This is a genomic window from Agrobacterium vitis (genome assembly GCF_013426735.1).
GTDB classification, from domain to species: domain Bacteria; phylum Pseudomonadota; class Alphaproteobacteria; order Rhizobiales; family Rhizobiaceae; genus Allorhizobium; species Allorhizobium vitis_D.
Genome location: NZ_AP023272.1, coordinates 2,361,191 through 2,385,764 on the forward strand (window position 1 = coordinate 2,361,191; position 24,574 = coordinate 2,385,764).

Sequence of the window (24,574 nt, forward strand, 5' to 3'; positions counted from 1 at the left end):
TCTCCGGAGAGACCCATGTTGAAATTCACCTCTGAACATGAATGGCTGCAAATTGAAGGCGATATCGCCATTGTTGGCATTACCGCCCACGCCGCTGAACAGCTTGGCGATCTGGTGTTTGTAGAGCTGCCAGAAGTCGGTAGCACGTTTGCAAAAGACAGTCAGGCCGCAACCGTTGAAAGCGTTAAAGCAGCTTCTGACGTCTATTGTCCGCTGGATGGCGAAGTGACCGAGATCAATCAGGCGATTGTTGATGATCCATCGCTGGTTAATTCCGATCCGCGTGGTGCTGGCTGGTTCTTCAAGCTGAAGCTCGCCAACCCCAATGACGCCGCAGTCCTTCTGGATGAAGCCGCTTACAACGAGCTGATCGCATGACCACGCCCACAGAATTTCAGTTTACCGATTACCAGCCCTATGATTTTGCCAATCGTCGCCACATCGGCCCCTCTCCGGCTGAAATGGACGAGATGCTGAAGACCGTGGGTTATGACAGCCTCGACGGGCTGATTGCCGCTACCGTTCCCGCCTCAATCCGCCAATCCGCGCCGCTAGTGTGGGGCCAGGCCATGAGCGAGCGCGAAGCGCTGGACAAGCTGCGCGAAACCGCCAACAAAAACAAAGCACTGACCTCGCTGATCGGTCAGGGCTATTACGGCACCATCACGCCGCCCGTCATCCAGCGCAACATTCTGGAAAACCCGGCCTGGTACACCGCCTATACGCCTTACCAGCCGGAAATCTCCCAAGGACGCTTGGAAGCGCTGCTCAACTTCCAGACCATGATCTGCGATCTGACCGGGCTGGACGTGGCCAACGCATCCTTGCTGGATGAGGCAACCGCTGCTGCCGAAGCCATGGCGATGGCAGAACGCGTAGCAAAATCCAAGGCCAAGGCCTTCTTTGTCGATGCCAATTGCCATCCGCAGACCATTGCCGTGATCCAGACCCGCGCCGAGCCTTTGGGCTGGGGGGTGGTGATTGGCAATCCCTTCACCGATCTCAACCCCGGCGAAGTGTTTGGCGCATTGTTTCAATATCCCGGCACGCACGGCCATGTCAGCGATTTTACCCCGCTGATCAATGCGCTCCACAACGCCCAAGCCATTGCCGCTGTGGCCGCTGATCCGCTGGCTCTGCTCCTGCTGAAATCCCCCGGTGAAATGGGTGCCGATATTGCCATCGGTTCCAGCCAGCGCTTTGGCGTTCCCGTGGGTTATGGTGGACCACATGCTGCCTATATGGCGGTGAAGGATGCCATCAAGCGTTCCATGCCGGGCCGTCTTGTCGGCGTGTCGGTGGATTCACGCGGCAACCGCGCCTATCGCCTGTCGCTCCAGACGCGCGAGCAGCATATCCGCCGCGAAAAGGCCACCTCCAACATCTGCACGGCCCAAGTGCTGCTGGCGGTGATGGCCTCAATGTATGCGGTGTTCCATGGTCCGCAAGGCTTGAAGGCCATTGCCCAGCAGGTGCATCAGAAAACCGTTCTGCTGGCCAAAGGCTTGGAAAAGCTTGGCTTTACCATTGAGCCAGAAACCTTCTTCGACACCATCACGCTGGAAGTGGGCCATATGCAGGGCCTGATCCTACGGGCGGCAGTGGCTGAAGGCGTCAACTTGCGCAAAGTCGGCACGACAAAAATCGGCATCTCGCTGGATGAGCGCACCCGCCCTGCCACGCTGGAAGCCGTGTGGCGCGCCTTTGGCGGCAATTTCGCCGTGGGAGATTTCACACCCGATTATCGCCTGCCCACCAGCCTGCTGCGCACCAGCCAATATCTGACCCACCCGATCTTCCACATGAACCGCGCGGAAAGCGAAATGACACGCTACATCCGCCGTCTGTCAGACCGCGATCTGGCGCTTGACCGGGCGATGATTCCGCTTGGCTCCTGCACCATGAAGCTGAACGCCACAGCCGAAATGCTGCCGATCACTTGGCCGGAATTTTCCGACATCCACCCCTTTGCCCCAGCCGATCAGGCCTTGGGCTATAAGGAAATGATCGACGATCTCTCGGAAAAGCTCTGCGCCGTCACGGGTTATGATGCGATTTCGATGCAGCCAAACTCTGGCGCGCAAGGCGAATATGCGGGTCTTTTGACCATCCGCAACTATCACATTGCCAAGGGTGATACGCACCGCACCGTCTGCCTCATTCCAACATCGGCCCATGGCACCAACCCGGCATCCGCCCAGATGGCGGGGATGCTGGTTGTTCCGGTGAAGGCGCTGGACAATGGCGACGTGGATCTGGCCGATTTCCGCACTAAAGCAGAGCAGCACTCCGCAAACCTGTCTTGCTGCATGATCACCTACCCCTCCACCCACGGCGTGTTTGAAGAAACCGTGCGGGAAATCTGCGAGATCACCCACGCCCATGGCGGACAGGTCTATCTCGACGGCGCCAATATGAACGCCATGGTCGGCATTTCCCGCCCCGGCGATATTGGCTCGGACGTTTCCCACCTCAACCTGCACAAAACCTTCTGCATTCCGCACGGCGGCGGTGGTCCGGGCATGGGGCCGATTGGCGTCAAAGCCCATCTCACGCCTTACCTGCCCGGCCATGTGGAAACCGATGGTCGCCCCGGTGCTGTGTCAGCCGCCCCTTACGGCTCACCCTCGATTCTGCCAATCAGCTGGTCCTATTGCCTGATGATGGGTGGCGAAGGCCTGACACAAGCCACCAAGGTCGCCATCCTCAACGCCAACTACATCGCCGCCCGCCTGACCGGGGCCTATGATGTACTCTACACCTCGGCCTCAGGCCGGGTGGCGCACGAGTGCATCATCGACACCCGCCCGCTGGCCGACAGCGCTGGCGTAACCGTGGATGACGTTGCCAAACGCCTGATCGATTGCGGCTTCCACGCCCCCACCATGAGCTGGCCGGTGGCTGGCACGCTGATGATTGAGCCAACAGAATCGGAAACCAAAGCCGAACTGGACCGCTTCTGCACAGCCATGCTGGCAATCCGCGAAGAAGCCCGCGCCATTGAAGAAGGCCGGATGGACAAGACCAACAACCCGCTGAAAAATGCACCGCATACGGTGGAAGATCTGGTTGGCGAATGGGATCGTCCCTACAGCCGCGATCAGGCCTGTTACCCACCGGGCGCATTCCGCGTGGACAAATACTGGTCCTCCGTCAACCGCGTGGACAACGTCTACGGCGACCGCAATCTGGTCTGCACCTGCCCGCCGATGAGCGAGTATGCTGAGGCGGCTGAGTAAGCAGTAGATCAAGTATCGAAGTCTATCTTTATTGTCCTAAGAATAGTCCTCCCTGAATGGGGAGGCCTAGAATGAGTATTTCGCCTGTCAAAGTATCTGAATCAAGCCAACATGAAATCATTGGCTGAAAGACTATGTAGCGCAACATTTTGCAGGCGTATGGAATTCGTTTCATCGAACTTCAACCAAGTCGTTCCATCCAATTCCTCGGCAATTGCAATTACGTCAGAAAAATCGTCGAACGAGGTGATATCAGAAATATCAATACGATCCTCATTGACAGTGAAGTCTTCAATCCAGTCTGCGCCTTGAGCCGAAGAACTGAAAACGAAGATATCTGCGCCCGCGCCGCCGATCAGATAATCATCACCCGCTCCTCCGGCGAGGATATCATCACCTTCGGAGCCATTCAAAGTGTTAGCATCTTCTCCAGCAGTGATGGTATCGTTTCCACTTCCTCCAGTGATATTTTCAATGCTGAAAAGTTTGTCATCGTAGGTATAATAACTTTGATTTCCTCCCGACTGAGAGAATTCACCGTCACCACTCACTTTCCAAAATTTTTCCCCGCTTGAGGAAACAACTCCGGTAAAGGTAATGGTCAAATCTTGCGTTTCGCCACTATAATCAACGGTATCCTGACCGCCACCGCCATATACAATATCGTCACCAACGCTGTACAAGCCTAAGCGAAACATATCGTTCAAAGTGCCGCCATAAGCGAGATCCCATCCATTGCTGAGAGTGAAATCAGCCCCGGCAAAACTTTCTGCTGACCTACTTTCTGTAGCGTTGCCACCATTGATTGCGTTAGCATTATCGCCACTACCGTGCGAATCACTGGCGACAAAAACCCAGTCTTCGGTAGATGACGGATCATAAGTTATGAAATTTGTAACGCCGTACTGGGCGAAGGACGTCTTATAGTCATCTTCAACAGTAACAACAAGAACAGCTCCAATATCATCAAATACAAAATTATGAAAACCAATACTAGAAATCCAACTATCCGCATAGTCACCATTTACATAAAGAGAGGCGAATTCACGGTTAACTAAATCATCATCAATATCATTGGTTGCTTGCTCAAGCTCCGTTGCCGTGATGTTCGTGACGTAGGTTTCCGAACCATCTTCCGTAGAGCTTTGCGCGTAAACGGTAAAATTCTTGTCTGACCCATCAATGAGGTCAAGGGTCTTTATCGCTTCAGCACTCTCTCGAAACCCAATTCCTGTTAAGCTCATCTGCAAACCAAGTAGGATAAACAGCAATCGAGCCAGAAACCAGAAAAACGTCATCCCCTTCACCGCCATTGAGTATGTCACGTGCGCCGTCGTCCCATTCAGGATGGTAGATCTTTACATAATTCCCATCCTGAAGATCATCCGCCTTGAAGCCCTCGTGCACTGCCCCGCCAACTAATATGTCTGCACCGACGTCTCCAGCGATGTCGTCACGTCCTTGGCCACCAGCCAGAACGTCATCCCAGATACCGCCCCGAATGATATCGGCTGCGTCAGTTCCGCTAACCTGAAAAGCGATCTCCTGGTAAGCAACGTGGGCACCATCATTCGCATTCAAGCCCGGAAATCCATTGGTGACATTTGAGGGCGTTATGCTGTCAATATAAGAAGAAACGTTGATACCCACAGCATTTAGCATTGTATTTACATAGGTATTACTATTATTATCAGCCGTATAATCTATGATATAATCATCAATCGACGCCGATATTTGCTTTAAAAGCTCCCAAACGTCGTTGGCATTTCGCCCGCTTAGATCGAGTTCAGCGATTTTGTAATTCTCAGGCTCACCATACCCCGGAGTATTTTCAATATGAAGTTGACTCCCGTCACCATAGACAATCCAATTGGCGCCAGCTTGAACCTCCAATTCAAACAACTCGCCATTCTCGTCTTCCCCAACAATTTGTAAATGCCCCCCAGCCAGAAGGTGAAATTTGATTGGCCGCAACGTATAGCTTTACGATAGCTATAAATTTTCCCCGCACCAGAAAATCATAAGTAGGTGAAACCAATTCTGACTTTTATTTTTCTATCTGGCTCCTCACGTACATCTAGGGAAACTCGATATGCGAACCAAAATAAATAATCATCAAATAACGAATAACCATAATACGAAGGACTTGAAATGTTCATTGAATCTGACGATTTTAAAATCATAAAACCTTCACACGCCATCCAATATTTAACTTTTTTAAAATCATAAAATGAATCTATATATTTTTTATAAATAATATTTTCTATATTTTCTTTACTTTTATTATTCCACCAATAATCAAATTTATATTCAAATATTTCTTCTTTGCACTCTATGTAATTATCACGATCTACTTTACACCCCTTTATATCCGCCCCACCGCGTCGATTTTCTTGCTTTAAACGCATTTCAGCAATAATAAGATTTTTTGCTTTTGGCTCAGCATAAAGCTTGCACCAAGAGAAATATCCAATCAGCACGATACCCAAGGCTGCAATTGGTCTGAAGGACCTCTTGTTCATATTGCTCACAAGATCAAAACCTCCTTGGCACCTCTCCAAGCGCATCCCAAATCACGAGGGTGCGGCCTGATCCGATAAAACATAGGAAATTCACTCTCAGCGAAAACGCAGAGCATCCCTGAAACGCCCGTCGGAATACAAAATAACACCCCTGATTGGATCAAATATTCAAAGCACGCCATAGGTGTCAAGCGAATATGATTATGGCAGGTACGCTTGACGGAGCTAAAACCGATTTCGCGTTCTCCTGCCGAAGGCGGCCTCACAACCGATTATGAAAACGCACCGAAAATTATAATTTAAGGAATCAAATTAATGACAAAAATTTGTTATTGAAAATAATCAAACAAGAAGCTTGTCCTGTTATCATCCCTCTGATTGCACGGCAGCTTTTGTGTAACCAACAGAATAGGAAGATCCATTGACCCGTTTTCTCACCAGCCTTGCCCTTGCCTCTGCCCTGATCCTCTCTGCCCACCAGGGCTTTGCTCAGGCTCCTAACAGCGACCGTTGCGTCAAGGGCGGCATGAGCGATTGCCAATCGAAGCCTGGCAAACCAGCACAGAAGAAAGCCGTCACCCGCGAGCGAACGCATCAAAACAAGCTGCCTCCTCAAAAAGCGGCAAAACAGCATCGCGGCAAGTCGGTCGATCCGATGACGACCTGCGGCGTGGGGTCCAAGGCCCCCTGCAAGCCGCAGCGGCCATAAATTCAAGGCCTTCACCGAAAGTGGAGGTTTGAACCGCGACAGCGCCGTGCGTTAAAACGTACAAAGGACGCTGTAACACTTTAAACCTACTGCATAATTTTCTCCTCCCATTTAAGGAATGATGCAGTAGAAGCGGCTTTTCTATAAGCGAGTAGGCTCTATAAAGAGGTCGGCAAAGTCGGAAGCTTTGCCGACCTCTTCCTATGAAGGAATACCAAGCGCGCTCTTCGACGCCTCCAGAGTTTGTCAGGGAAAAGTGGAACCCGGTTTTCCTAAAAAAACAAACGAAAACAAAAGAATCTGGAGTTTGCCTGGTTCAGTGTGAACCTGACAGACTCCAGGTATCAGCCCTCTTCCACCAAAGCGGATCGGTATCGGCGACGACGATATCATGGGTGTCCGCTTGCCCCAGCCAATCGGCCACCATTCGGCCCTCTACCACAAGGGCGCTACCGATATCGCAGAGTGGCTGAAGAACGAAAGCCCGCTGCACCATGCGCGGATGCGGGATCGACAGGTGATCCTCCTCGATATTTTGTTCACCATAGAGCAGAATATCGATATCGAGCGTGCGCGGGCCCCAGCGCTCCCGACGCTCGCGTTTCATCACCCGCTCAAGTTCGAGACAGACCGAAAGCAGCGCGGAGGGCGGCAATGTGGTGCTGACCAGCGCGCAGCTATTGAAGAAATCCGCCTGATCCAGCTTTCCCCAGGGCGGTGTACGATAAAGGCGCGAGACGGCCAACACCGTGCAGTCCGGGCGCTCATCCAGGGCTTTCAATGCGGCTGCCATGGCATGCGCGGGATCGCCGATATTGCCACCCAGCCCGAGCGCTGCGATCACCGGGGCGCGCTTATCGATGATGGTCAACGGAAACCTCGACATAATCGAGCATGCCGGTAATCGGCGCGCTCGGCTTGCGCACAGTGATTTTCGCCCGCAGAATCTGTTCGAACCTCTCACATAGCGATTTGGCGATATCCAGCGCCAAAGCCTCGATCAGATAGCGCCGCTTGCCGGTGACGATCTCTTCAATGAGGTTGAAGGCCACGCCATAATCCACCGTTCCGGCCAATTCATCGGTTTCCAGAGCCGAGGAAAACCGCAGTTCCAGTTCGGCATCGATGAAAAACCGCTGGCCCAGAAACTTCTCCTGCTCATGCAGGCCGTGACGGGCGAAAAACCCGCAATTCTTTAGTGTTATTGTATAGGTCTCAGCCATCGATCCGTCCTTCCCGCAGCCGCGCCTGCGCGGCGGGCCCGTCATCGGGGGCCATGGTTAGCATTGCATCCGCCACTGCCAGGGCATCGCGATTTGTCCTTACATCATGTACTCTGAATATGGCAGCCCCCTGTAGTCTTAGCAGAACCGAGCTTGCCGCCGTTGCCGCATCACGCCCCGCGGCGTCGCGTCCGGTCAATGTGCCGAGGAAGCGCTTGCGCGACGTCCCCACCAACAGCGGATAGCCCAGATCGAGCAATTCATTGCAACGCGCCATCAGACCGATATTGGCCTCCACGGTTTCCTTGGCAAAGCCGAAGCCGGGATCGAGCACAATCGTCTCTGCTGCTACAGCTGCATTCCGGGCGATAGCAAGCGAGCGTTCGAAAAACAGCCGCTGATCGGCAATCGGATCGGCCAGCACGTCGCGGCCCCGACCGGTATGCATGATGCAGAGCCCTGCCCCGGCTGCGGCAGCCACATCGGCAATCTCCGGCTCGCGCTGCAAGCCATGCACATCGTTGATGATATGGGCACCGGCGGCCAGCGCCAGCCGCGCCGTCTCGGCCCGATAGGTATCCACCGAGATCAGCGCGTCGGTGTCGCGCGCCAGGGTTTCGATGACCGGCAGGATGCGGTCCTGCTCCTCAGCGGCGGAGACGGCCTCCGCCCCCGGCCTCGTCGATTCGCCACCGATATCGAGGATATCGGCGCCATCCTCGAGACATTGCAGCGCAAAGCGCAGGGCCTCGTCACGGCTGGAATGGGCGCCGCCATCGGAAAACGAATCCGGGGTGACGTTGACGATCGCCATCAGGCGGGCCTGAGACCCGAGCGTCAGGCTGCGGCCATGGGCCAGGCGCCATTGCTGAGTTGAGATCTTCACGCGGTTTCCTCATGCCTTGCAGAAAAGACCGTTGCCGAGACGGCGCAGGACGCCATATACAAGGCAACAAGACTGGCCGTAACACTTTATGCCAGCAGCATATTTCCTTAAATCCGGTCGGGTTCGGGAATTTATGCGGCCTTTCCTTGAAACGGCTGAAATTCGCAGTGAAGATCACCTTGAAAAACAAGGGTTGTTCAGAATGGCTGGCACATCAGGTCGATGTCGGCGCTGTATGCCCCAAACCGGGACCAAGTTCAATGTCGTGGATACGTTCAATGGCCAAAAGAAAAGGCACTCTGGTTTGTGCCGCGCTCGTCTCCCGCGTGATCGCCTCCGGCGTGGTACTCGTTGTCATCGGCACGGCAGGCATGGCGCAGGCGGAAACCATTGTCCGCAAATCAACCGTCTATTTCCCGATTGGCGGGCGGACAGCGACTGATCTCGACCACGAACTGGAGCGCAAAGGCCCGCACACAGTCAGCACCGGAACTCGCCACCCGGGCGCGACCCGCATCCGTTTTGGCGGCACCATGGACTATGTTCGTCATCGGGGCAGCTGTGCGATTGGCAACATCAAGGTGACGGTATCGATCAAGGTGATTGTGCCGCGCTGGAAAAACCGCGGATCGGCCAACCCGCAACTGGGATTGATCTGGGATACGCTATCGGCCGATATCAACCGCCATGAATCCCGCCATGCCGAAATCGCCGTGCAGCACGCCCGCGACCTCGATCAAAAGTTAAAGGCTCTACCCAGCGCCACCTCCTGCGAAGAGCTTCAGGAAGAGGTCTCGATGTTGACGGATCAGGTCACGCAGGAACACGACGCCGACCAGTTGCGGTTTGACCGCATCGAAGCGGTTAATTTCAACGACCGGATCATGAGGCTGCTGAAATATCGCTACACGAAGACGCAAGCCCATCACGACTGACAGAGCCAGCGTCTTCGACACATTCCTGTGAGATGTCGCGCGCTTTCCATAGCAGAAAAACGCATGCGTGGACTAGCCTTGGCGCTCCGGCACATGCACCACAAGACCGGCCAGCGCCGGGGCGATCTTGATCTGACAGGAAAGCCTGGAATTGGGCCGTACATCAGTGGCGAAATCCAGCATATCCTCTTCCATCGGCGCCGGACCACCCGTCTTTTCAACCCAGGCCTCATCCACATAGACATGACAGGTGGCGCAGGCGCAGGCGCCGCCGCATTCGGCATCAATACCGGGAACCGAATTGCGCACGGCATTTTCCATCACGGTCGAGCCATCGGCGGCATCAAGGTCAAAGCGGGTGCCATCAAAGGCGACAATGGTCAACTGGGTCATGGGATCTATCCGGGGCTTGAAGAGCACGCCGCGCGCAACAGTCAGCACATCGCGGCGATGAAGACAAAGACGACACTCTGACCGGATGAACAAGGCCGCTGATATCAGCGGCCGGCGCAGCCGTCAGGCGCGCAGTCTTCTGACAAATCCGCATACCAGTCAACCGGTGCATAGTAACCTGTAAGCCTCGACTGGCGCGGACACATCACGATGGTTCAGATACGGCAAAGCTTCAGAATGAAATGCTCGGCTTCAACCACAGTTGCGGTAATTGCCGCAATCCGGGCTGCATCGGGGCCTTTGCCTTCGACTTCGGCAGCCGCTTCTGCCACCTTGAAGGCGCCGACGGCGCTGGCCGCACCCTTCAGGCGATGGGCGATGGCAACCGGATCAGCGGACGCATTGGCGAGACCCTGCAGACAACTGCGCGCCTGCTTTGCAAACATCTGCAAAACCTCGATTTCCAAGGCCTTATCGCCCATGGTCTGCGTGGCAAGATGGACCAGATCGATCGGCCTTGCCTTGGACGGGCTCAGTCCGGATTGTACTTCTGGAGCTTCGAAAGCGATGTTGACGGCAGCCATGACCCTTAAGATCCTTTTTGTTATGATATGGTTCTCATATTCAGGATGGTTGTCAATCGTGGGATTGGGGTTAAATTCGGGCCAGACGGCTGCGGATATTTATCCTTATGGTTAATTTCCGTTAAAGGCCGTCAGATTATGTGTTTTTGCGGCCTGAGATCCTTTAAATTGTGTTAATAAGCCTGATATCTCTTTGGGATAAGCGGTGCCGTTAATTGTAACAGTATCTGGAATGTGTCACTACGGAACGGGTAGAAAGGCAGATGACCTCAAGGCTTTGCTGCTAGTCCCTGTAGTGCTATGGATGACCATTGCAGCCCAGGGAATTATGCGCAAATCCGGCGAGATCTGCCGAAATTCAGTCCGGATGGCCGGGAAAACCGGCCAAATGGGTGCGGGGACTGGATGATTAAGGTGTTAGCCGCGTTTGCCGGGCCTTATAAGCAATCCGGTCGGGCAAAGCGGCCTGAGTAGGCGTAAGCGAGGCGTACCTATGGCGACCAAAAAGACAAGCGAGTCGATTGACGATAGCGCTTTCCAGGCCCTCGAGGCAGCCCTGAGGATCGACTTCGAGGAAGAAGACGATACTCCAGTGCGTGGCCCCGCGCCTGTAGCGGCGGAGGCAAAAGTGTCCGACACACCGAGACAGACCAAGCCTGCACCACGGACTTCCGCGCCGCCAGCGGATACGACAGCCAATGAAAGAGAGCGGCTGCGGGCCGCGGCCCAGGCAAAAGCTGCCAAGGCACCAAAGCCTGCTTCCGCTACGACCGCCGATCCTGCGCCTAAGTCCCCTTCCCTTGCCCCTGCCAACGATGCGTCCCGCCGCAGCTCATCCGCCGTGTTGAAGTCGCTTGATGCCGGATCGATGGGCGGCGCGTTGCGCAATGCCACCATCGTTTCGCTGCTCTGGGGCGCCGGTGGCCTGGCTCTGTCGCAATTGCTCTATGGCTCCCAGATCTGGAGCGGCGGCGCTGCTGCGATATTTGCAAACCCTGGCATTATTGCCATTCTGGTCGGCACTATCCTGCCGATTTTCGTATTCTTCTCCTTTGCCATCATGATGTCGAGGGCGCAGGACATGCGTAACGCCGCCCGCTCCATGGCGGAAGTTGCCTTGCGCCTGTCCGAGCCGGAAACCGTCGCCTCCGAGCGTATCATGTCGGTTGGTCAGGCCGTACGCCGCGAAGTCTCGGCGATGAACGAGGGCATTGAGCGCACCATCGCCCGCGCCACCGAGCTGGAAACCCTGGTGCATTCCGAGGTGACCGCGCTGGAGCGCAGCTATACCGATAACGAGCTTCGGGTCCGCAGCCTGGTGCAGGAATTGTCGGCGGAGCGCGATGCCATCGTCAACCATGCCGACCGCATCCGCTCTTCCATCGTGGGTGCTCATGATCAGTTGAAGGAAGATCTGTCGCTGGCGACAGAGGAAATCGGCATTCGACTGGCGACATCAGGCGAGGCTTTTGCCTCGATGATCGATATGCGCGCCGCAACGATCATGGAGAAATCCAACACCGCCGCCACGACGCTCGGATCACTACTGACAGCCAAGACCGATGAAATGGTCCAGACGCTGGGCGCCGCCGGATTCTCGCTGTCGAGCGAATTTGATAACCGTTTGCAGGCCCTCACCGGCTCCATGTCTACTCATGGCGAAGAAATCCTGCGCCAGTTTGAAACTCGCGCCTCGACGCTTGACGCCAATACCGAAAAGCTCAATGCGGCACTGAACGATCGCGCTCGCCAGTTGAATGAAACGCTGGTCGCCCGCACTCGTGAAATCGCCCAGAGCTTCACCCAGGGCGAAGCGTCGATCACTGGTAGCCTGGACAGTGCGCTGACACGTCTCAACACCTCTCTTGAGGAAAAATCGGTTTCCTTCCGCCAGAGCCTGCAAACCAATGCCGAAGATGCGCTTGTTGATATCGACATCCGCTCCGGCCTGTTTGAAGACCGGATGCAGGCGACGATTGGCCAGATCAACGCCACGTTCGACGACCGGATGACCGAATTCGCCACTGCTTTCGATCAGCGTGCCGGCACGCTCGACAGCAAGCTGAACGAAAGCCTGCTGCGCATCAACGAAACCATGGCGGGCGGATCGGAAACGATTGATGGCATCCTGACCACCTCGATCGACCGCCTCGGCAATACGATGACCGATCAGTCTTTCGCATTGGCCGCAACCCTTGGCGGCAATCAGGAAGCGTTGACCGAAGCCCTTTCCAGCCATTCGCGGGAACTGGCGGACGCCCTCGAGCGGCGGCGCCGCGAACTGGACGAAACGATTTCCAACGCCCAGAGCCGCATCGACCAGATCATGGCCGAACGTGGCACAGCCTTGACCGAAGCCCTCAACACCAGCCAGACTCGTTTTGACGAAACGCTGGGCAGCCGCTCGGAAGCGGTGATCAACCAGCTCACCGGCAGCCATGATCGTATTTCCGACCTGCTGCAAAATGCCTCTTCCGGCATTGTCGAAGCTGTCACTTCCTCCGAGAGCCGTTTGGCAGACACGCTGGACCGCAAGGCACAGACGATAATTGAGGCCGCCGATGGTGCCGACGCCCGTATTGAGGCCGCCCTCAGTGACAAGGCCGATGCGATCCGCGCCGCCTATGAAACAAACCATGAGCGGTTGACATCGGTTCTCGATGCCAAGGTCGAGCAACTCGAACAGACGGCCCTGGCCGTCGATAGCCGTGTCGAGGCTGCTTTTGGCAACAAGGCGGATGCGATCCGTGCTGCCTATGAAGAAAGCGAAGCGCGCCTTACCCGTACGCTCGACGGCAAGGTTGACCAGATCACCGATGCAGCGACCGAGGCCGATATGCGCATCGAACTTGCGCTCGGCAACCGCATGGACACGATCCGCGCCGTCTACGAAGACAGCGAAAGCCGTTTGGCCAGCACAATCGATGCCAAGCTTGGCGCTCTGACCGAGACACTCGGTAATGCCGATAACCGCATTGAACAGGCGTTTGGCACCAAGGCTGATCAGGTTCTCTCCGCCTACGAGCAAAGCGAAGCGCGCCTTGCCCGCACACTCGACAGCAAGATTGAACAGATCAGCGACGCAGCCTCCGATGCCGATATGCGCATTGAACTGGCGCTCGGCAACCGGATGGACACGATCCGTGCCGTTTACGAAGACAGTGAAAGCCGCCTTTCCAGCACCATCGATGCCAAGCTCGGCGCTCTGACCGAGACACTGGGCAATGCAGACGTTCGCATCGAACAGGCGTTCGGCACCAAGGCCGATCAGGTTATCTCCGCCTATGAGCAAAGCGAAGCGCGCCTTGCCCGCACGCTCGACAGCAAGATCGAGCAAATCAGCGACGCTGCCTCCGATGCCGACATGCGCATTGAGCTGGCGCTCGGCAATCGCATGGACACGATCCGCGCCGTCTACGAGGAGAGCGAAACACGCCTTTCCGGCACAATCGATGCCAAGCTCGGCGCTCTGACCGAGACACTCGGAACTGCCGATAGCCGTATCGAGCAAGCCTTCGGCTCCAAGGCCGATCAACTCCGCGCCGTCTACGAAGAGGGCCAGGCCCGCCTTACACAGACCCTTGACAGCAAAGTCGACCAACTCAGCGATGTGGCGGCAGAAGCCGATATGCGCATCGAGTTTGCGCTGGGTAGCAAGGTCGATTCGATCCGCTCTGTCTATGAAGATAGCGAAGCGAGACTGGCTGGAACCATTGACGCCAAACTTGGCCAGTTGATCGAAACCGTCGGTTTTGCCGATAGCCGTGTGCAGCAAGCACTTGGATCCAAAGCCGACCAGATCCGTGAAGCCTATGAGGCAAATCACGGTCGTCTGGCCGAAATGCTCGACAGCCGTATCAATCAGGTCATGGATACCGCCACGGAAGCCGATCTGCGCATGGCGCTCGCCTTCGGCAACAAGGCTGATGATATCAGGGCCGCCTATGAAGAAAACCAGGGCCGTCTTGAACAGTCACTGGAAGCCCATTCCAACCGCTTGACCGAAACGCTTGGCCAATCCACAGACCGCGTCGAACAGGTCTTTGGCCGCTCGACCGACCGGGTTGAGCAGGTCTTGGGGTCTGGCGTCTCGCGGATCGAGAGTGACATTACCGGCAGTGTTTCGCGGCTGGAAACCACCTTTGAAGACAATCACAATCGCCTGCGCCAGACGCTGGACGAGCGTGGCAATGCTATCACCAATGCCTTGCAGAATGCCCGGAGCGGATTGGAAGAAACCCTCAACGAACAGGGCATGGCCATCGGCGCGTCGATCGCCGCCAGCGCTGGCATGCTGGAAATGTCTCTGGAAGAGCAGCAGGACAATCTGCGCGCCACCATCGACGCTTCAAGCCGTGATCTTCAGGACAGGCTGCGCGGTTCGGCTGGCGCCATCGCCGGAGAATTCGGTCAGGCTGCCCGCGAAATCAGCCGCACGGCGGAAGAGTTCTCCACACGGGTCGAAGGATCGCTGGACGGCGTCGCCAACCGGTTGTCCGAAACCGGCACCCGGATCGAGACCAGCCTCGGCAGTCTAGAACAGCGTATTCAGGGCAGCCTCGAAGGCGTTGATCTCAAAGTCAGCAATGCCGGTGACAATGTTGCCGCCAAACTCTCCGAAAAAGTCTCTGATCTGGAGCGCGTCACCACGGATGCAACCCAGCGTATCGAGCAGACACTCGGCGATGCCACGCAGCGTGTTGCCGACACATTTGATAGTCGCACGTCTGTTATCGATGAGCGCCTCTCGACCATGGACCGCGCGCTGAATATCGGCTTGCAGAATGTGAACAACACCATCGAGGGCAAGGCTGCGGGTCTCGCCTCATCGTTGCGCGAAGCTGTTATTGGTGCCACCCGTGAGATCGACAGCGAGGCGCAGAAATCCGCCGAGTTGCTGGGCCGGACAGGACAGGAATTCTCCGAGACCATGAATGCCCGCAATGAGGAATTCACCCGTTCGGTGCGCGAACAGGCGGAAGACCTCACACGTCGGATCTCCGACACCCAGAACCGGCTTGCCGGTCAGGGCGCTCAGATTGCACAGAGCTTCTCGGATGCTGGCGATGCCATCGTCAGCAAGGTTTCGGCAGCCGAAGCCACCATCACTGCCAAGGCGGGAGCCATCGCTGGTACGTTGACCGAGGCCGAAAAGGCCCTGGAAGAACGCGCCACGGCGATCCGCGCTGCACTGTCGGCAACGACCGGCGACATGACCGAGGCCCTTGACAGCGTTGACAAGGCACTGGACGCCCGTGGCAATGCCATCCGCACCACGTTGGACGAGCGCACCCGCGAGCTGAATTCGATGCTCTCAGGCCGCACGTCGGAACTGGCTCGCCTGATCGAGGAAAAAGCCAAGCCGACCGTCGAGCAATACGCCCAGGTTGGCCGCGATGCCGTCGAACGGATAGCCCAGGCCGCCGACCAGAGTGCCAACAGCTTGCGCCAGGAAAATGCCAAACTGGCCGATGCTCTGGCAGCCCGTGCCGCCGAAGCCGCCCGCCAGATGAATGTTGCGGAAAACAGCCTGACATCCAGCGCTGGCGAGATGATTGACCGCATCAGCGAAACCAACCAGACGCTGCACGCTGTCGTCGAACAGGCCGCCCAGTCCATGGCCAATGCCGACCGCCAGTTTGGCGCAACGACAGACCGACTGGCTGCGACGACCGAAAAGGCAGCCGATGTCTTGGCGACCTCCGGCCGGTTGCTGGAAAGCAATCTGGAGCGGCTGTCCAATGTCTCCAACCAGGCTCTGTCTCAGGTGACGAGCATTGTCGGCCGGTTCGGCGATCATGCGAAAGTGCTTGGCCAGGCGTCCGAATTGCTCGGCGCAGCGCAGTCCAACCTTGCAGGCACTCTTGACGAGCGTCAGCAGGCCCTGCGCGATCTTTCCATCGGCATCGTCAAGCGGTCGGAAGAGATCGAGAATACCATGAAGTCGCTGGCCGGCATGGTCGATGGCGCCTTCAGCCAGGCTGAGCAGCGCTCCAGCCAGGTAGCAGGAAACCTGCGTCAGGGGATTGAGACATCCTTTGCGGATATCGGCCAGATCCTCGGAGAGACCGAACAAAAAGCCAAGTCCGCCGCTGGCTCCATGCGTGACTCACTTCTTTCGGCTGGCGAAGACGCAACCCGCGCCATTGAGCGCACCTTGGGTGATGCAGAAAAGCGCTCCAGCGAGCTGGCAAACCGCCTGCGCGGTGGCCTGTCTTCATCGCTTGCCGATGTAGACCGTATCCTGGCAGAGGCCGGCCAGAAATCGGATGGCACAGCCAACCAGATGCGCGAAGCTGTGCGGTCGGCTGTCGAGGATGCCCTTGGCCGCTTCTCCGGTGCCACCGACGAGATCCGTCGCTCTGCTCAGGAAATCCGTCAGGAACTCGACCTGACCCGCACCGAACTGAAGCGCGGCGCCTTCGACCTGCCGGAAGAGGCCAAGGAAAGCGCCGGTGCCATGCGTCGTGCGGTTGCCGAGCAGATCAAGGCTTTGCAGGATATTTCACAACTGGTTGGCCGCAGCGCCCAGCAGCTGGAAATTTCCACGCCAGCGCCTCGCGCTGCCGCGCCTGCCCCTGCTGTTGTTCAGCCGCAACCGGTTCGCCCAGCGCCGACGGTTCAGGCCCAACCCCAGGCCCCGGCACCAGCCTCACAGGCCGCACCAGCTCCTGTCCCAGCCCGTCCGGCAATTTCGGCAGCGCCAGCCCCTCAGCAAACCACACGCCCTGCCGCCAGCCCGCTTGGCCTGCGTGGCAGCCTGCAAAGCGAACAGCCAGCACCCGCTGCAGGCGAAGGCTCTGGCGGTTGGATCAGCGACCTGTTGCGAGGCGCTTCGCGTGAGGAACAGACGATCACCTCGCCTGCCCGCGCCACTCGCCCAGTTGGGGAAGCACCGCGCAGCAATGACAGCCGCAACCCGCGCCATATGGTCGAATCACTGAATTCACTTTCGGTCGATATTGCCCGGGCCATCGATCACGATGCCTCGGTAGATCTGTGGCGCCGCTACCAGCGCGGCGAGCGCGACGTCTTTACCCGTCGCCTCTACACGCTGAAGGGCCAGCAGACCTTTGATGAAATCAAGCGTAAATACGACCGCGAGCCGGAATTCCGCACCGCCGTCGACCGCTATATCGCCGATTTCGAAAAGCTGTTGTCCGACGTGGCCCGCACCGACCGCGACAAGTCGATCACCCAGTCCTACCTGACGTCGGATACCGGTAAGGTTTATACCATGCTCGCGCATGCGGCGGGCCGGTTTAGCTGACAGCCATCGAATATCTGAATATGAACAAAACCCCGGAGCGCAACTCCGGGGTTTTGTGTTTGTAAAGTTCAATTTTGAGCGGCAGGCGCCGACTTCATCCCTGCCGAACGATGGCGCCAAGGACATTGACGACAAGACGTGCGGCGGTCAAAGCGGAGAGGTTATCAATGTCAGCGGGAGGATAGAGTTCGACGAGATCTTACCCGACAATTCTTCCCCGCTTGCCGATCCCAGCGATCAGGTCGGTGACCTGGGTATATGTAAGACCGCCCGGCGTTCGCGCCGCCACACCCGGCATGACCGAGGGATCAAGACCGTCGCAATCGAGAGTGATGATGGTATGCTCCCCCTCCGGGATGTGCTGGAGCACAGCTTCGATACCCCGATCGTGAACTGTGCGAGAGGTGATTATGCGACTGCCATAGTGCTGCGCCGCCTCAATTTCGGCAATACCTGCGCTGCCGACGCCGCGCATTCCCACTTGAACGATCCCGGCAACATGCGGCATTTCACTGATCCGGCGCATCGGGCTCGAATAGCCATATCGTTCGCCATCTTTGTCGTCGCGCCAATCAATGTGGGCATCGATTTGCAGGACCCAAACAGGTCCGTGCTGCGAAAAGCCTGAGACAAAGGGAATCGGAATAGAATCATCCCCGCCCAACACGACTGGAACAGCCGAAGACGCCAAGATTTCCCGTGTTTTCGCCTCGATTCTGGTTCGGTTGCCGAGATTATCGTGCATGATGGTCGAGATATTACCGACATCGATGCAGCAGGCCGGTTTGTTATCGAAAAGCGGGCCACCAAGATCGAAATCCCAATGGTCGATCAACCCCGCATCTTCCTGGCTGGCAACGCGGATAGCATCCGGAGCCAAGGCGTGACCGCTGCTATCTTGTCCGGCATAGGTACTGCCGTGACCAGCTCCGAAAATCACTATTTCGGGTTTACGCCCGCCGGAAAGCCATTCGGGAAAGCCAAGAAATGAAGGTCCATTGCTCATTTTCTAGATCCTGGTTCAATGCCCTAAGGAGCAGCCGTTGCGAGGATTTCCAACATTGCCACGAAATGGCTTGTTCGAATGCCTTTGGGATTTTGTGAAGTATCGACAACCTGGACAACAACCAAGCGCTTTTGAGGGATAATTGCTATAGCTTGACCGCCATAGCCGGATGCAAGAGCCGCTCCCTCGCCGAATACGGCAGGGTTCAATGTCCACCAGAGATAACCATAGCCCATGCTTCCCCGATCGGTTTGGGAGTAAGGCTTGGTTGAGTCCTTGACCCATGATGCAGGAATGACCTGTCTGCTGTTCCATCGACCGGCATCCAGATAAAGCTGACCAAAACGAGCAGCGTCCCTGGCGCTGAGACTGACCGGGAAAGCAGGATGCTCCGATTGAGCAACCTTTACATAATGGCCGTCACGCGTTGAGAAGTCCTCCATGCCGAGTGGCGCAGCGATGCGCTGCGCAAAGCTCTGGAAAATACCTCACCCGTCTGCTGGCGATAGATCGTGCCGAGGGCATTGAAATCCCAATTGTTGTACCACCAGAACGAGCCCGGCGCGTGGCTTCCACGCTCTGGCCGTTTGCGCCGCATCTCATCGGTTTCAGAGGCCGCACGATGATAAATTCCTGATCTCGCCATCAGCAAGTCACGCACCGTCGCTTGTTTTTCTGTCACGGTAAGGCCGGGAGGCTTGTCATCAATCTTCAGATTTTCAAGCGTATTCTCGAGGTTTATGTGGCCTTCGGATATCGCAATTCCGTAAAGCGCACTCAACAAGCTTTTGCGGATCGACGCCACGTTCACTTTGCGCGAAACGTCACCCCAACGCGCAATAGCCTTTCCATCCTGAACCACCATAATAGCGGTCGGTTTCAACCGAGTGGCATAATCCTGAGCGGCTTTCAGCCTATCGATATTCCATCCAACTAGTGCCGGATCAATACTCTGCCAGGGTTGAGCATGCGCACTTTCCAGGGAAAGCGACATAAACAGAGTCAATAAAGCTTGGAAAAGCAAACGTTTGAGCATCCAGATCAGCTTTCGCACTCATCGCGGAAATTCGATACGCATTTTGCTGTCAATGCTCAAATGCAGCATAGGATTTTGCAATGGAGCAAAGACAGTCTTCCAAGCCGATTTTTATCTTTTCCGCCATCAAAACGCAAAACCCGCCTTGCGGGCGGGTTTTGTCTACATTGCCTTGATGATCTGACGACCTCAAACGAGCCGGCTTTGCTCCAAAGCCGCTTCTACAAAGCTCTTGAACAATGGATGTGGGTCAAGCGGGCGGGACTTGAGTTCCGGGTGATACTGCACGCCAACGAACCATGGGTGATCGGGATATTCCACCGTCTCCGGCAGAAGACCGTCAGGCGACATGCCTGCAAAGACCAGACCGCAGTCTTCCAGCCGTTGCTTGTAATCGACATTCACTTCATAGCGATGGCGGTGACGCTCGGAAATCTCGGTAGAGCCGTAAATGTCGGCAATCCGCGAATCTTTCTTCAGAGCAGCCTTATAGGCGCCAAGACGCATGGTGCCGCCAAGATTACCAGCAGCAGACCGCTTCTCAAGCTCATTGCCCTTCATCCATTCGGTCATCAAGCCGACGACCGGCTCCGATGTCTGACCAAATTCAGTCGAGGAGGCATGCTCAATTCCGGCAAGATGCCTTGCAGCTTCCACCACGGCCATCTGCATACCAAAGCAGATGCCGAAGTAAGGAACCTTGCGCTCACGCGCAAACTGGGCAGCCAGAATCTTGCCTTCAGAGCCACGCTCGCCAAAGCCACCGGGCACCAGAATACCATGGACCTTTTCGAGGTAAGGAGCCGGGTCTTCCTTCTCGAACACCTCGGATTCAATCCACTCAAGCTTCACCTTCACCCGGTTGGCAATGCCGCCATGGTGAAGCGCTTCGATCAGCGACTTATAAGCATCCTTCAGGCCGGTATATTTGCCGACGATGGCAATGGTAACCTCGCCTTCCGGAGTGCGGATGCGGTTGGAAACCTCTTCCCAGGCATCAAGGCGTGGCTTGGGAGCCGGTTCGATGCCAAAGGCAGCCAGGACTTCATTGTCCAGCCCTTCCTTGTGGTAGGCCATGGGCACGTCATAGATATTGGCAACATCCAGCGCCTGAATAACCGCCGATGGGCGGACATTGCAAAACAGCGACAGCTTACGACGTTCCGGTTCCGGAATCTCACGATCCGCACGCACCAGCAGAATGTCAGGATGAATGCCAAGAGCCTGCAATTCCTTGACGGAATGCTGGGTCGGTTTGGTCTTCAACTCGCCAGCCGCTGGAATGTAAGGCATCAGCGTCAGATGCACATAGATCGCAGCGCCACGTGGCAGCTCGTTGCCCAGCTGACGAATGGCTTCCACAAAAGGCATCGCCTCGATGTCGCCCACTGTGCCGCCGATTTCGCAGATCACGAAATCATAATCGCTATTGCCCTCAACGATGAAGTCCTTGATCTCGTTGGTGACATGCGGAATGACCTGAACGGTTGCGCCGAGATAATCGCCGCGTCGCTCCTTGTCGATAATGTTTTTGTAGATCCGTCCGGTGGTGATGTTGTCGGTCTTGGTGGCCGAGCGCCCTGTGAAGCGTTCGTAATGGCCAAGATCAAGGTCCGTCTCTGCGCCGTCATCGGTCACGAAGACTTCACCGTGCTGAGTCGGGCTCATGGTGCCCGGGTCAACGTTGAGATAGGGGTCCAGTTTGCGCAGCCGCACACGATAACCACGTGCCTGCAACAAAGCCCCGAGTGCCGCAGCCGCTATTCCCTTACCAAGAGAGGAAACCACGCCGCCAGTGATGAATACATATCGCGCCATGGGCTTCACCGGATACCGTTTCGATTCTGATTCCGCCAGCGTTATTTTTCATGCCGGCGACAATACACACAAAGAAAAACCGGCGGACTGTTTAAGTCCGCCGGAGCGAAGATGAACGAGACCGATCAGTTGCCGGTCGGAACAGCGCCGGGCTGAGCCGGTGCGGGCGTTGTCGCAGCGCCGTTAGCAGGAGCCGGAGCGGTGGCAGGGGCACCAGGCAGCTGGTCAAGAATATTGCCTGATGGTGCCTGCTGGCCAGCCGGAATACGATTGAGAATATCGGTCGGCTTTGCCTCGAACCGCGACAGAATGCCAAGTCCGAGCGAGGTGATGAAAAACAGCGTCGCCAGAATAGCCGTCGTCCGGGTCAAAGCATTGGCCGCGCCGCGTGCCGACATGAAGCCTGAGCCGCCGCCGATCCCAAGCCCGCCGCCTTCGGACCGCTGGATCAGCACGACGCCGACAAGCGAAATCACGATTATGAGGTGAATGACGATCAGTACGGTCTGCATGGACGATCCATCCTGCCCACGTAGGGCCAAGTCAAAACAACATTCGGCGGCTCTCTACACGAGGAGCCGCCGCAAAGAAAGCCCTTTTCAACAAAGATCAGGCTGTCAAATCCGAATAGACACCGTATATGGCAAGGAAATCAGCGGCTTTCAAGCTTGCGCCACCAATCAGCGCACCATCCACATTGGCAACGCCCATCAGTTCCCGTGCATTAGAAGGCTTGACGGAACCGCCATAGAGGATTCGCATTTTCGCACCCTCATCGCCCAGCCTGCGCGTCAACTCGGCCCGCATGAAAGCGTGGGCCTCGGTCACGTCTGCGATAGTTGGCGTCACGCCGGTGCCGATCGCCCAGACGGGCTCATAGGCAATGACCGTATCTTCGGCGCGGGCTTCGTCCGGCACGGAACCGGAGAGCTGGCGCTTGAGAATATCCAGTGTCTGCCCTGCTTTGCGCTGATCCGCTGTCTCGCCGATGCAGATGATGGCCGTCAGTCCCGCCGCATGGGCCGCAACCGCTTTGGCGCGCACCAGATGGTCGGTTTCCGCGTGATCGGTACGGCGTTCGGAATGGCCGACAATGACATGGGTTCCGAAGCAATCAGCGACCATTTCCGCCGAAATATCGCCTGTATGGGCGCCAGATGCATTTTGATGGCAATCCTGCGCGCCGATCAGCAGCGGGCTGTCGTCGCAGAGCGCGGTTGCCACGTAAAGCAGCGTGGCCGGCGGGCAAATGAGACTGTCCACGGTCTCGCTGAGCGGCCCTTTCACGCCTTCGGCCATCGCCTTGATCTGATCAAGCGCGTCGCGGGTTCCATTCATCTTCCAATTGCCCGCAACAAGCGGACGTACATCTGGTGTCATATTGATTCAACCCACCCTTATTCCATGTTCCTGTTCAGCCGGAGGTCGCTTTTTTGCGCCTCAACCGACAGCCAGGAAACCATAAACAATACTCTTCCACATCTAGACACCCTATAAAAGGACGTGGCGGCAAAAAAGGCAAGTTGCAATGCAGCATGCCGTTAATTCATGCAGAGTACACTTTAACCCTGTAATTATAGGGATAACTACAGAAAGAGATTCGGGGCCACTGGCGGATCAGAATCGGTATTGGCAAAACTTTTAAATTGTTCGGATGTTTCTCGATAACGGCGCTTCTCCAAAGCACCGATTCGGCGTATGCGGAAAGCTTGTTTCCCCTTAGTCAACCGGAGAGCCGCAATGGCCACCGTATCTCTTGAAGCTATCGATCGGCAAATCGCCCGAGGCTTCAAGGCGTTGCGGTTCAGCCCCGCCGTAGAAGCGGAATTTCTTCAGGAATATGTCGCCAATCGGGTCAAGTTGACCCCATTCTGGGCGGTGGTCGGCACGCTTATCTACGACGCCGTTTTCATCGGTGATGCGACGATGATGGCCGATGTGTTCGACAAACTGCTGATCGTACGCTTCGGAATATTCACGCCTTTCGCAATTATCAGCGTGCTTGCCGTCCGGCGCTGGCGCACGGCCCTTAATTACGAACTTCTGTCGTTGGGAATAGGCACGCTCAGCATCCTCTTGCCGATGTCGGTCGCAATCTACAGCCAAAGCCCGTACATGTTCGTCTATCAGAACGGCAATGTGGCTGCTTTCCTGTTTTTCGTCATTGCGCTGCGGCCACGGTTTCATATCGTGGTGATTGGCCTGACGCTGATGTGCGGCGTGCTGTTGAAAACAGCAAAACTGAACGGCTCCTTCGACGATATCACCTATAGCGGGTTGGTCAGTTTCTACATCACGATCGCGATTTTCCTGGCGCTCGGTGCCTATTTTCTCGAACACGCCGATCGAATGAATTTTCTCAACAGGCTGCGTGCTGGCCTACTGCAAAAGCAGTTGGAGCATAACGCCGCCCGTGATGAACTGAGCGGCCTGCTGAACCGTCGCTCGCTGGTACAAGTCGCGACTGACATGTGGAAAGGCAGATCACCGGCAACACATGTTTGCGCCATCATGCTCGATATCGATGATTTCAAACTTTACAACGATGTCCACGGCCATCTGGAAGGGGATGAGTGTCTACGGACCGTCAGCCAGTGCATTCGCGACAATGCCGGTGAAAAAGGCTTCGCCTTCCGCTACGGCGGCGAGGAAATGCTCGTTTTGCTGCCGAATACGGATCTCGATGCCGCCTGTGCGATAGCAGAAACCATCCGCCGGGCAATCGAGTGCATGAACATCCCGCATTTAGGCAAAGGCAGGGGCCAGGTGACAACGGCCAGCCTGGGCGTGGCGGCTGGACTTACGGCAACGGTTTCGTTGGAAGACTTGCTGAACCGAGCCGACGCGGCCCTTTACGAGGCAAAGCGCAGCGGGCGCAATCGTGTCTGCGTGAGCGGGTCAACGCAGCTCGATCTGGAATTTGCCAGGGAAAATTAAAACCCTGCTTTCTCCA

At 56.3% G+C, this 24,574-nt stretch carries 17 protein-coding genes and 2 pseudogenes; 6 read left to right on the plus strand and 13 right to left on the minus strand.

From position 1 onward, the window contains the following. The first annotated feature begins 15 nt into the window (after window positions 1-15). Both gcvH and gcvP read left to right on the plus strand, forming a co-directional pair. A complete protein-coding gene (gene gcvH / locus H1Y61_RS10875; RefSeq protein WP_180572609.1) occupies window positions 16-378 on the plus strand; it encodes a glycine cleavage system protein GcvH in 363 nt (120 codons plus the stop codon). Next, window positions 375-3,239: an aminomethyl-transferring glycine dehydrogenase gene (gene gcvP, locus H1Y61_RS10880; protein ID WP_180572610.1), complete on the plus strand. Its 2,865-nt coding sequence runs from the start codon at window positions 375-377 to the stop codon at window positions 3,237-3,239. Before gcvH ends, gcvP begins: the two co-directional genes overlap by 4 nt. Window positions 3,240-3,340: 101 nt before the next feature. On the opposite strand, the gene H1Y61_RS10885 is transcribed toward gcvP, so the two are convergent. From H1Y61_RS10885 to H1Y61_RS10895, 3 genes are read right to left on the minus strand one after another with little or no spacing between them, the layout of a single operon-like run. Beyond that, window positions 3,341-4,537 carry a M10 family metallopeptidase C-terminal domain-containing protein gene (locus H1Y61_RS10885; protein ID WP_180572611.1) on the minus strand — a complete coding sequence of 399 codons (1,197 nt, stop codon included), beginning with the start codon at window positions 4,535-4,537 and terminating at the stop codon, window positions 3,341-3,343. Continuing rightward, window positions 4,446-5,213: a calcium-binding protein gene (locus H1Y61_RS10890; protein ID WP_180572612.1), complete on the minus strand. Its 768-nt coding sequence runs from the start codon at window positions 5,211-5,213 to the stop codon at window positions 4,446-4,448. Before H1Y61_RS10890 ends, H1Y61_RS10885 begins: the two co-directional genes overlap by 92 nt. 44 nt (window positions 5,214-5,257) lie before the next feature. Further along, window positions 5,258-5,770, minus strand: a complete 513-nt coding sequence (locus tag H1Y61_RS10895) for a hypothetical protein (protein ID WP_180572613.1) — start codon at window positions 5,768-5,770, stop codon at window positions 5,258-5,260. Window positions 5,771-6,182: 412 nt separating this feature from the next. On the opposite strand from H1Y61_RS10895, the gene H1Y61_RS10900 reads away from it, so the two are divergent. Further along, entirely contained in the window at window positions 6,183-6,470 is a 288-nt protein-coding gene (locus H1Y61_RS10900; protein WP_180572614.1) for a hypothetical protein, read from the plus strand. A gap of 316 nt (window positions 6,471-6,786) precedes the next feature. Here the strand turns inward: H1Y61_RS10900 and folK are convergent, their stop codons facing one another. From folK to folP, 3 genes are all read right to left on the minus strand, one after another. Beyond that, a complete protein-coding gene (gene folK / locus H1Y61_RS10905) occupies window positions 6,787-7,263 on the minus strand; it encodes a 2-amino-4-hydroxy-6-hydroxymethyldihydropteridine diphosphokinase (RefSeq protein ID WP_235680891.1) in 477 nt (158 codons plus the stop codon). 61 nt (window positions 7,264-7,324) lie between these two features. Beyond that, a complete protein-coding gene (gene folB / locus H1Y61_RS10910; protein ID WP_060715509.1) occupies window positions 7,325-7,693 on the minus strand; it encodes a dihydroneopterin aldolase in 369 nt (122 codons plus the stop codon). Continuing rightward, complete coding sequence (gene folP, locus H1Y61_RS10915; protein ID WP_180572616.1) at window positions 7,686-8,579, minus strand: dihydropteroate synthase; 894 nt, start codon at window positions 8,577-8,579, stop codon at window positions 7,686-7,688. The genes folB and folP overlap by 8 nt, the downstream gene beginning before the upstream one ends. A 278-nt stretch (window positions 8,580-8,857) precedes the next feature. Between folP and H1Y61_RS10920 the strand changes: the two genes are divergently transcribed. After that, the gene (locus H1Y61_RS10920; protein ID WP_235680689.1) at window positions 8,858-9,514 is read left to right on the plus strand and encodes a DUF922 domain-containing Zn-dependent protease; all 657 of its coding nucleotides are present in this window, start codon (window positions 8,858-8,860) and stop codon (window positions 9,512-9,514) included. A gap of 72 nt (window positions 9,515-9,586) precedes the next feature. Here H1Y61_RS10920 and H1Y61_RS10925 read toward each other — a convergent pair whose 3' ends face one another. Further along, window positions 9,587-9,907, minus strand: coding sequence for a 2Fe-2S iron-sulfur cluster-binding protein (locus tag H1Y61_RS10925; RefSeq protein ID WP_015916026.1), 321 nt, complete (start codon window positions 9,905-9,907; stop codon window positions 9,587-9,589). Window positions 9,908-10,122: 215 nt separating this feature from the next. Then, a complete protein-coding gene (locus tag H1Y61_RS10930) occupies window positions 10,123-10,491 on the minus strand; it encodes an Hpt domain-containing protein (RefSeq protein WP_015916025.1) in 369 nt (122 codons plus the stop codon). Between the two features lie 493 nt (window positions 10,492-10,984). Between H1Y61_RS10930 and H1Y61_RS10935 the strand changes: the two genes are divergently transcribed. Then, on the plus strand, window positions 10,985-17,761 hold the full coding sequence (locus tag H1Y61_RS10935) for an apolipoprotein A-IV repeat region-like domain-containing protein (RefSeq protein ID WP_180572618.1): 6,777 nt from the start codon (window positions 10,985-10,987) through the stop codon (window positions 17,759-17,761). A 94-nt stretch (window positions 17,762-17,855) separates the two neighbouring features. On the opposite strand, the pseudogene H1Y61_RS10940 reads toward H1Y61_RS10935, so the two are convergent. The 5 genes and pseudogenes from H1Y61_RS10940 to tpiA form a co-directional block, all read right to left on the minus strand. Continuing rightward, window positions 17,856-18,767 (minus strand): annotated as a pseudogene (locus H1Y61_RS10940) (agmatinase). Window positions 18,768-18,790: 23 nt separating this feature from the next. Then, window positions 18,791-19,803, minus strand: a pseudogene (locus H1Y61_RS27085) (serine hydrolase domain-containing protein). Window positions 19,804-19,992: 189 nt separating this feature from the next. After that, window positions 19,993-21,630, minus strand: a complete 1,638-nt coding sequence (locus tag H1Y61_RS10950) for a CTP synthase (RefSeq protein ID WP_322790769.1) — start codon at window positions 21,628-21,630, stop codon at window positions 19,993-19,995. A 116-nt stretch (window positions 21,631-21,746) separates the two neighbouring features. Further along, window positions 21,747-22,133 (minus strand): preprotein translocase subunit SecG, encoded by a 387-nt coding sequence (gene secG, locus H1Y61_RS10955; RefSeq protein WP_015916020.1) that lies wholly within the window; start codon window positions 22,131-22,133, stop codon window positions 21,747-21,749. A gap of 97 nt (window positions 22,134-22,230) precedes the next feature. After that, entirely contained in the window at window positions 22,231-23,001 is a 771-nt protein-coding gene (tpiA, locus tag H1Y61_RS10960; RefSeq protein WP_174110785.1) for a triose-phosphate isomerase, read from the minus strand. A gap of 360 nt (window positions 23,002-23,361) precedes the next feature. Here tpiA and H1Y61_RS10965 point away from each other — a divergent pair, with 360 nt between their 5' ends. Beyond that, window positions 23,362-24,558: a GGDEF domain-containing protein gene (locus H1Y61_RS10965; protein ID WP_174110784.1), complete on the plus strand. Its 1,197-nt coding sequence runs from the start codon at window positions 23,362-23,364 to the stop codon at window positions 24,556-24,558. Window positions 24,559-24,574 lie beyond the last annotated feature (16 nt).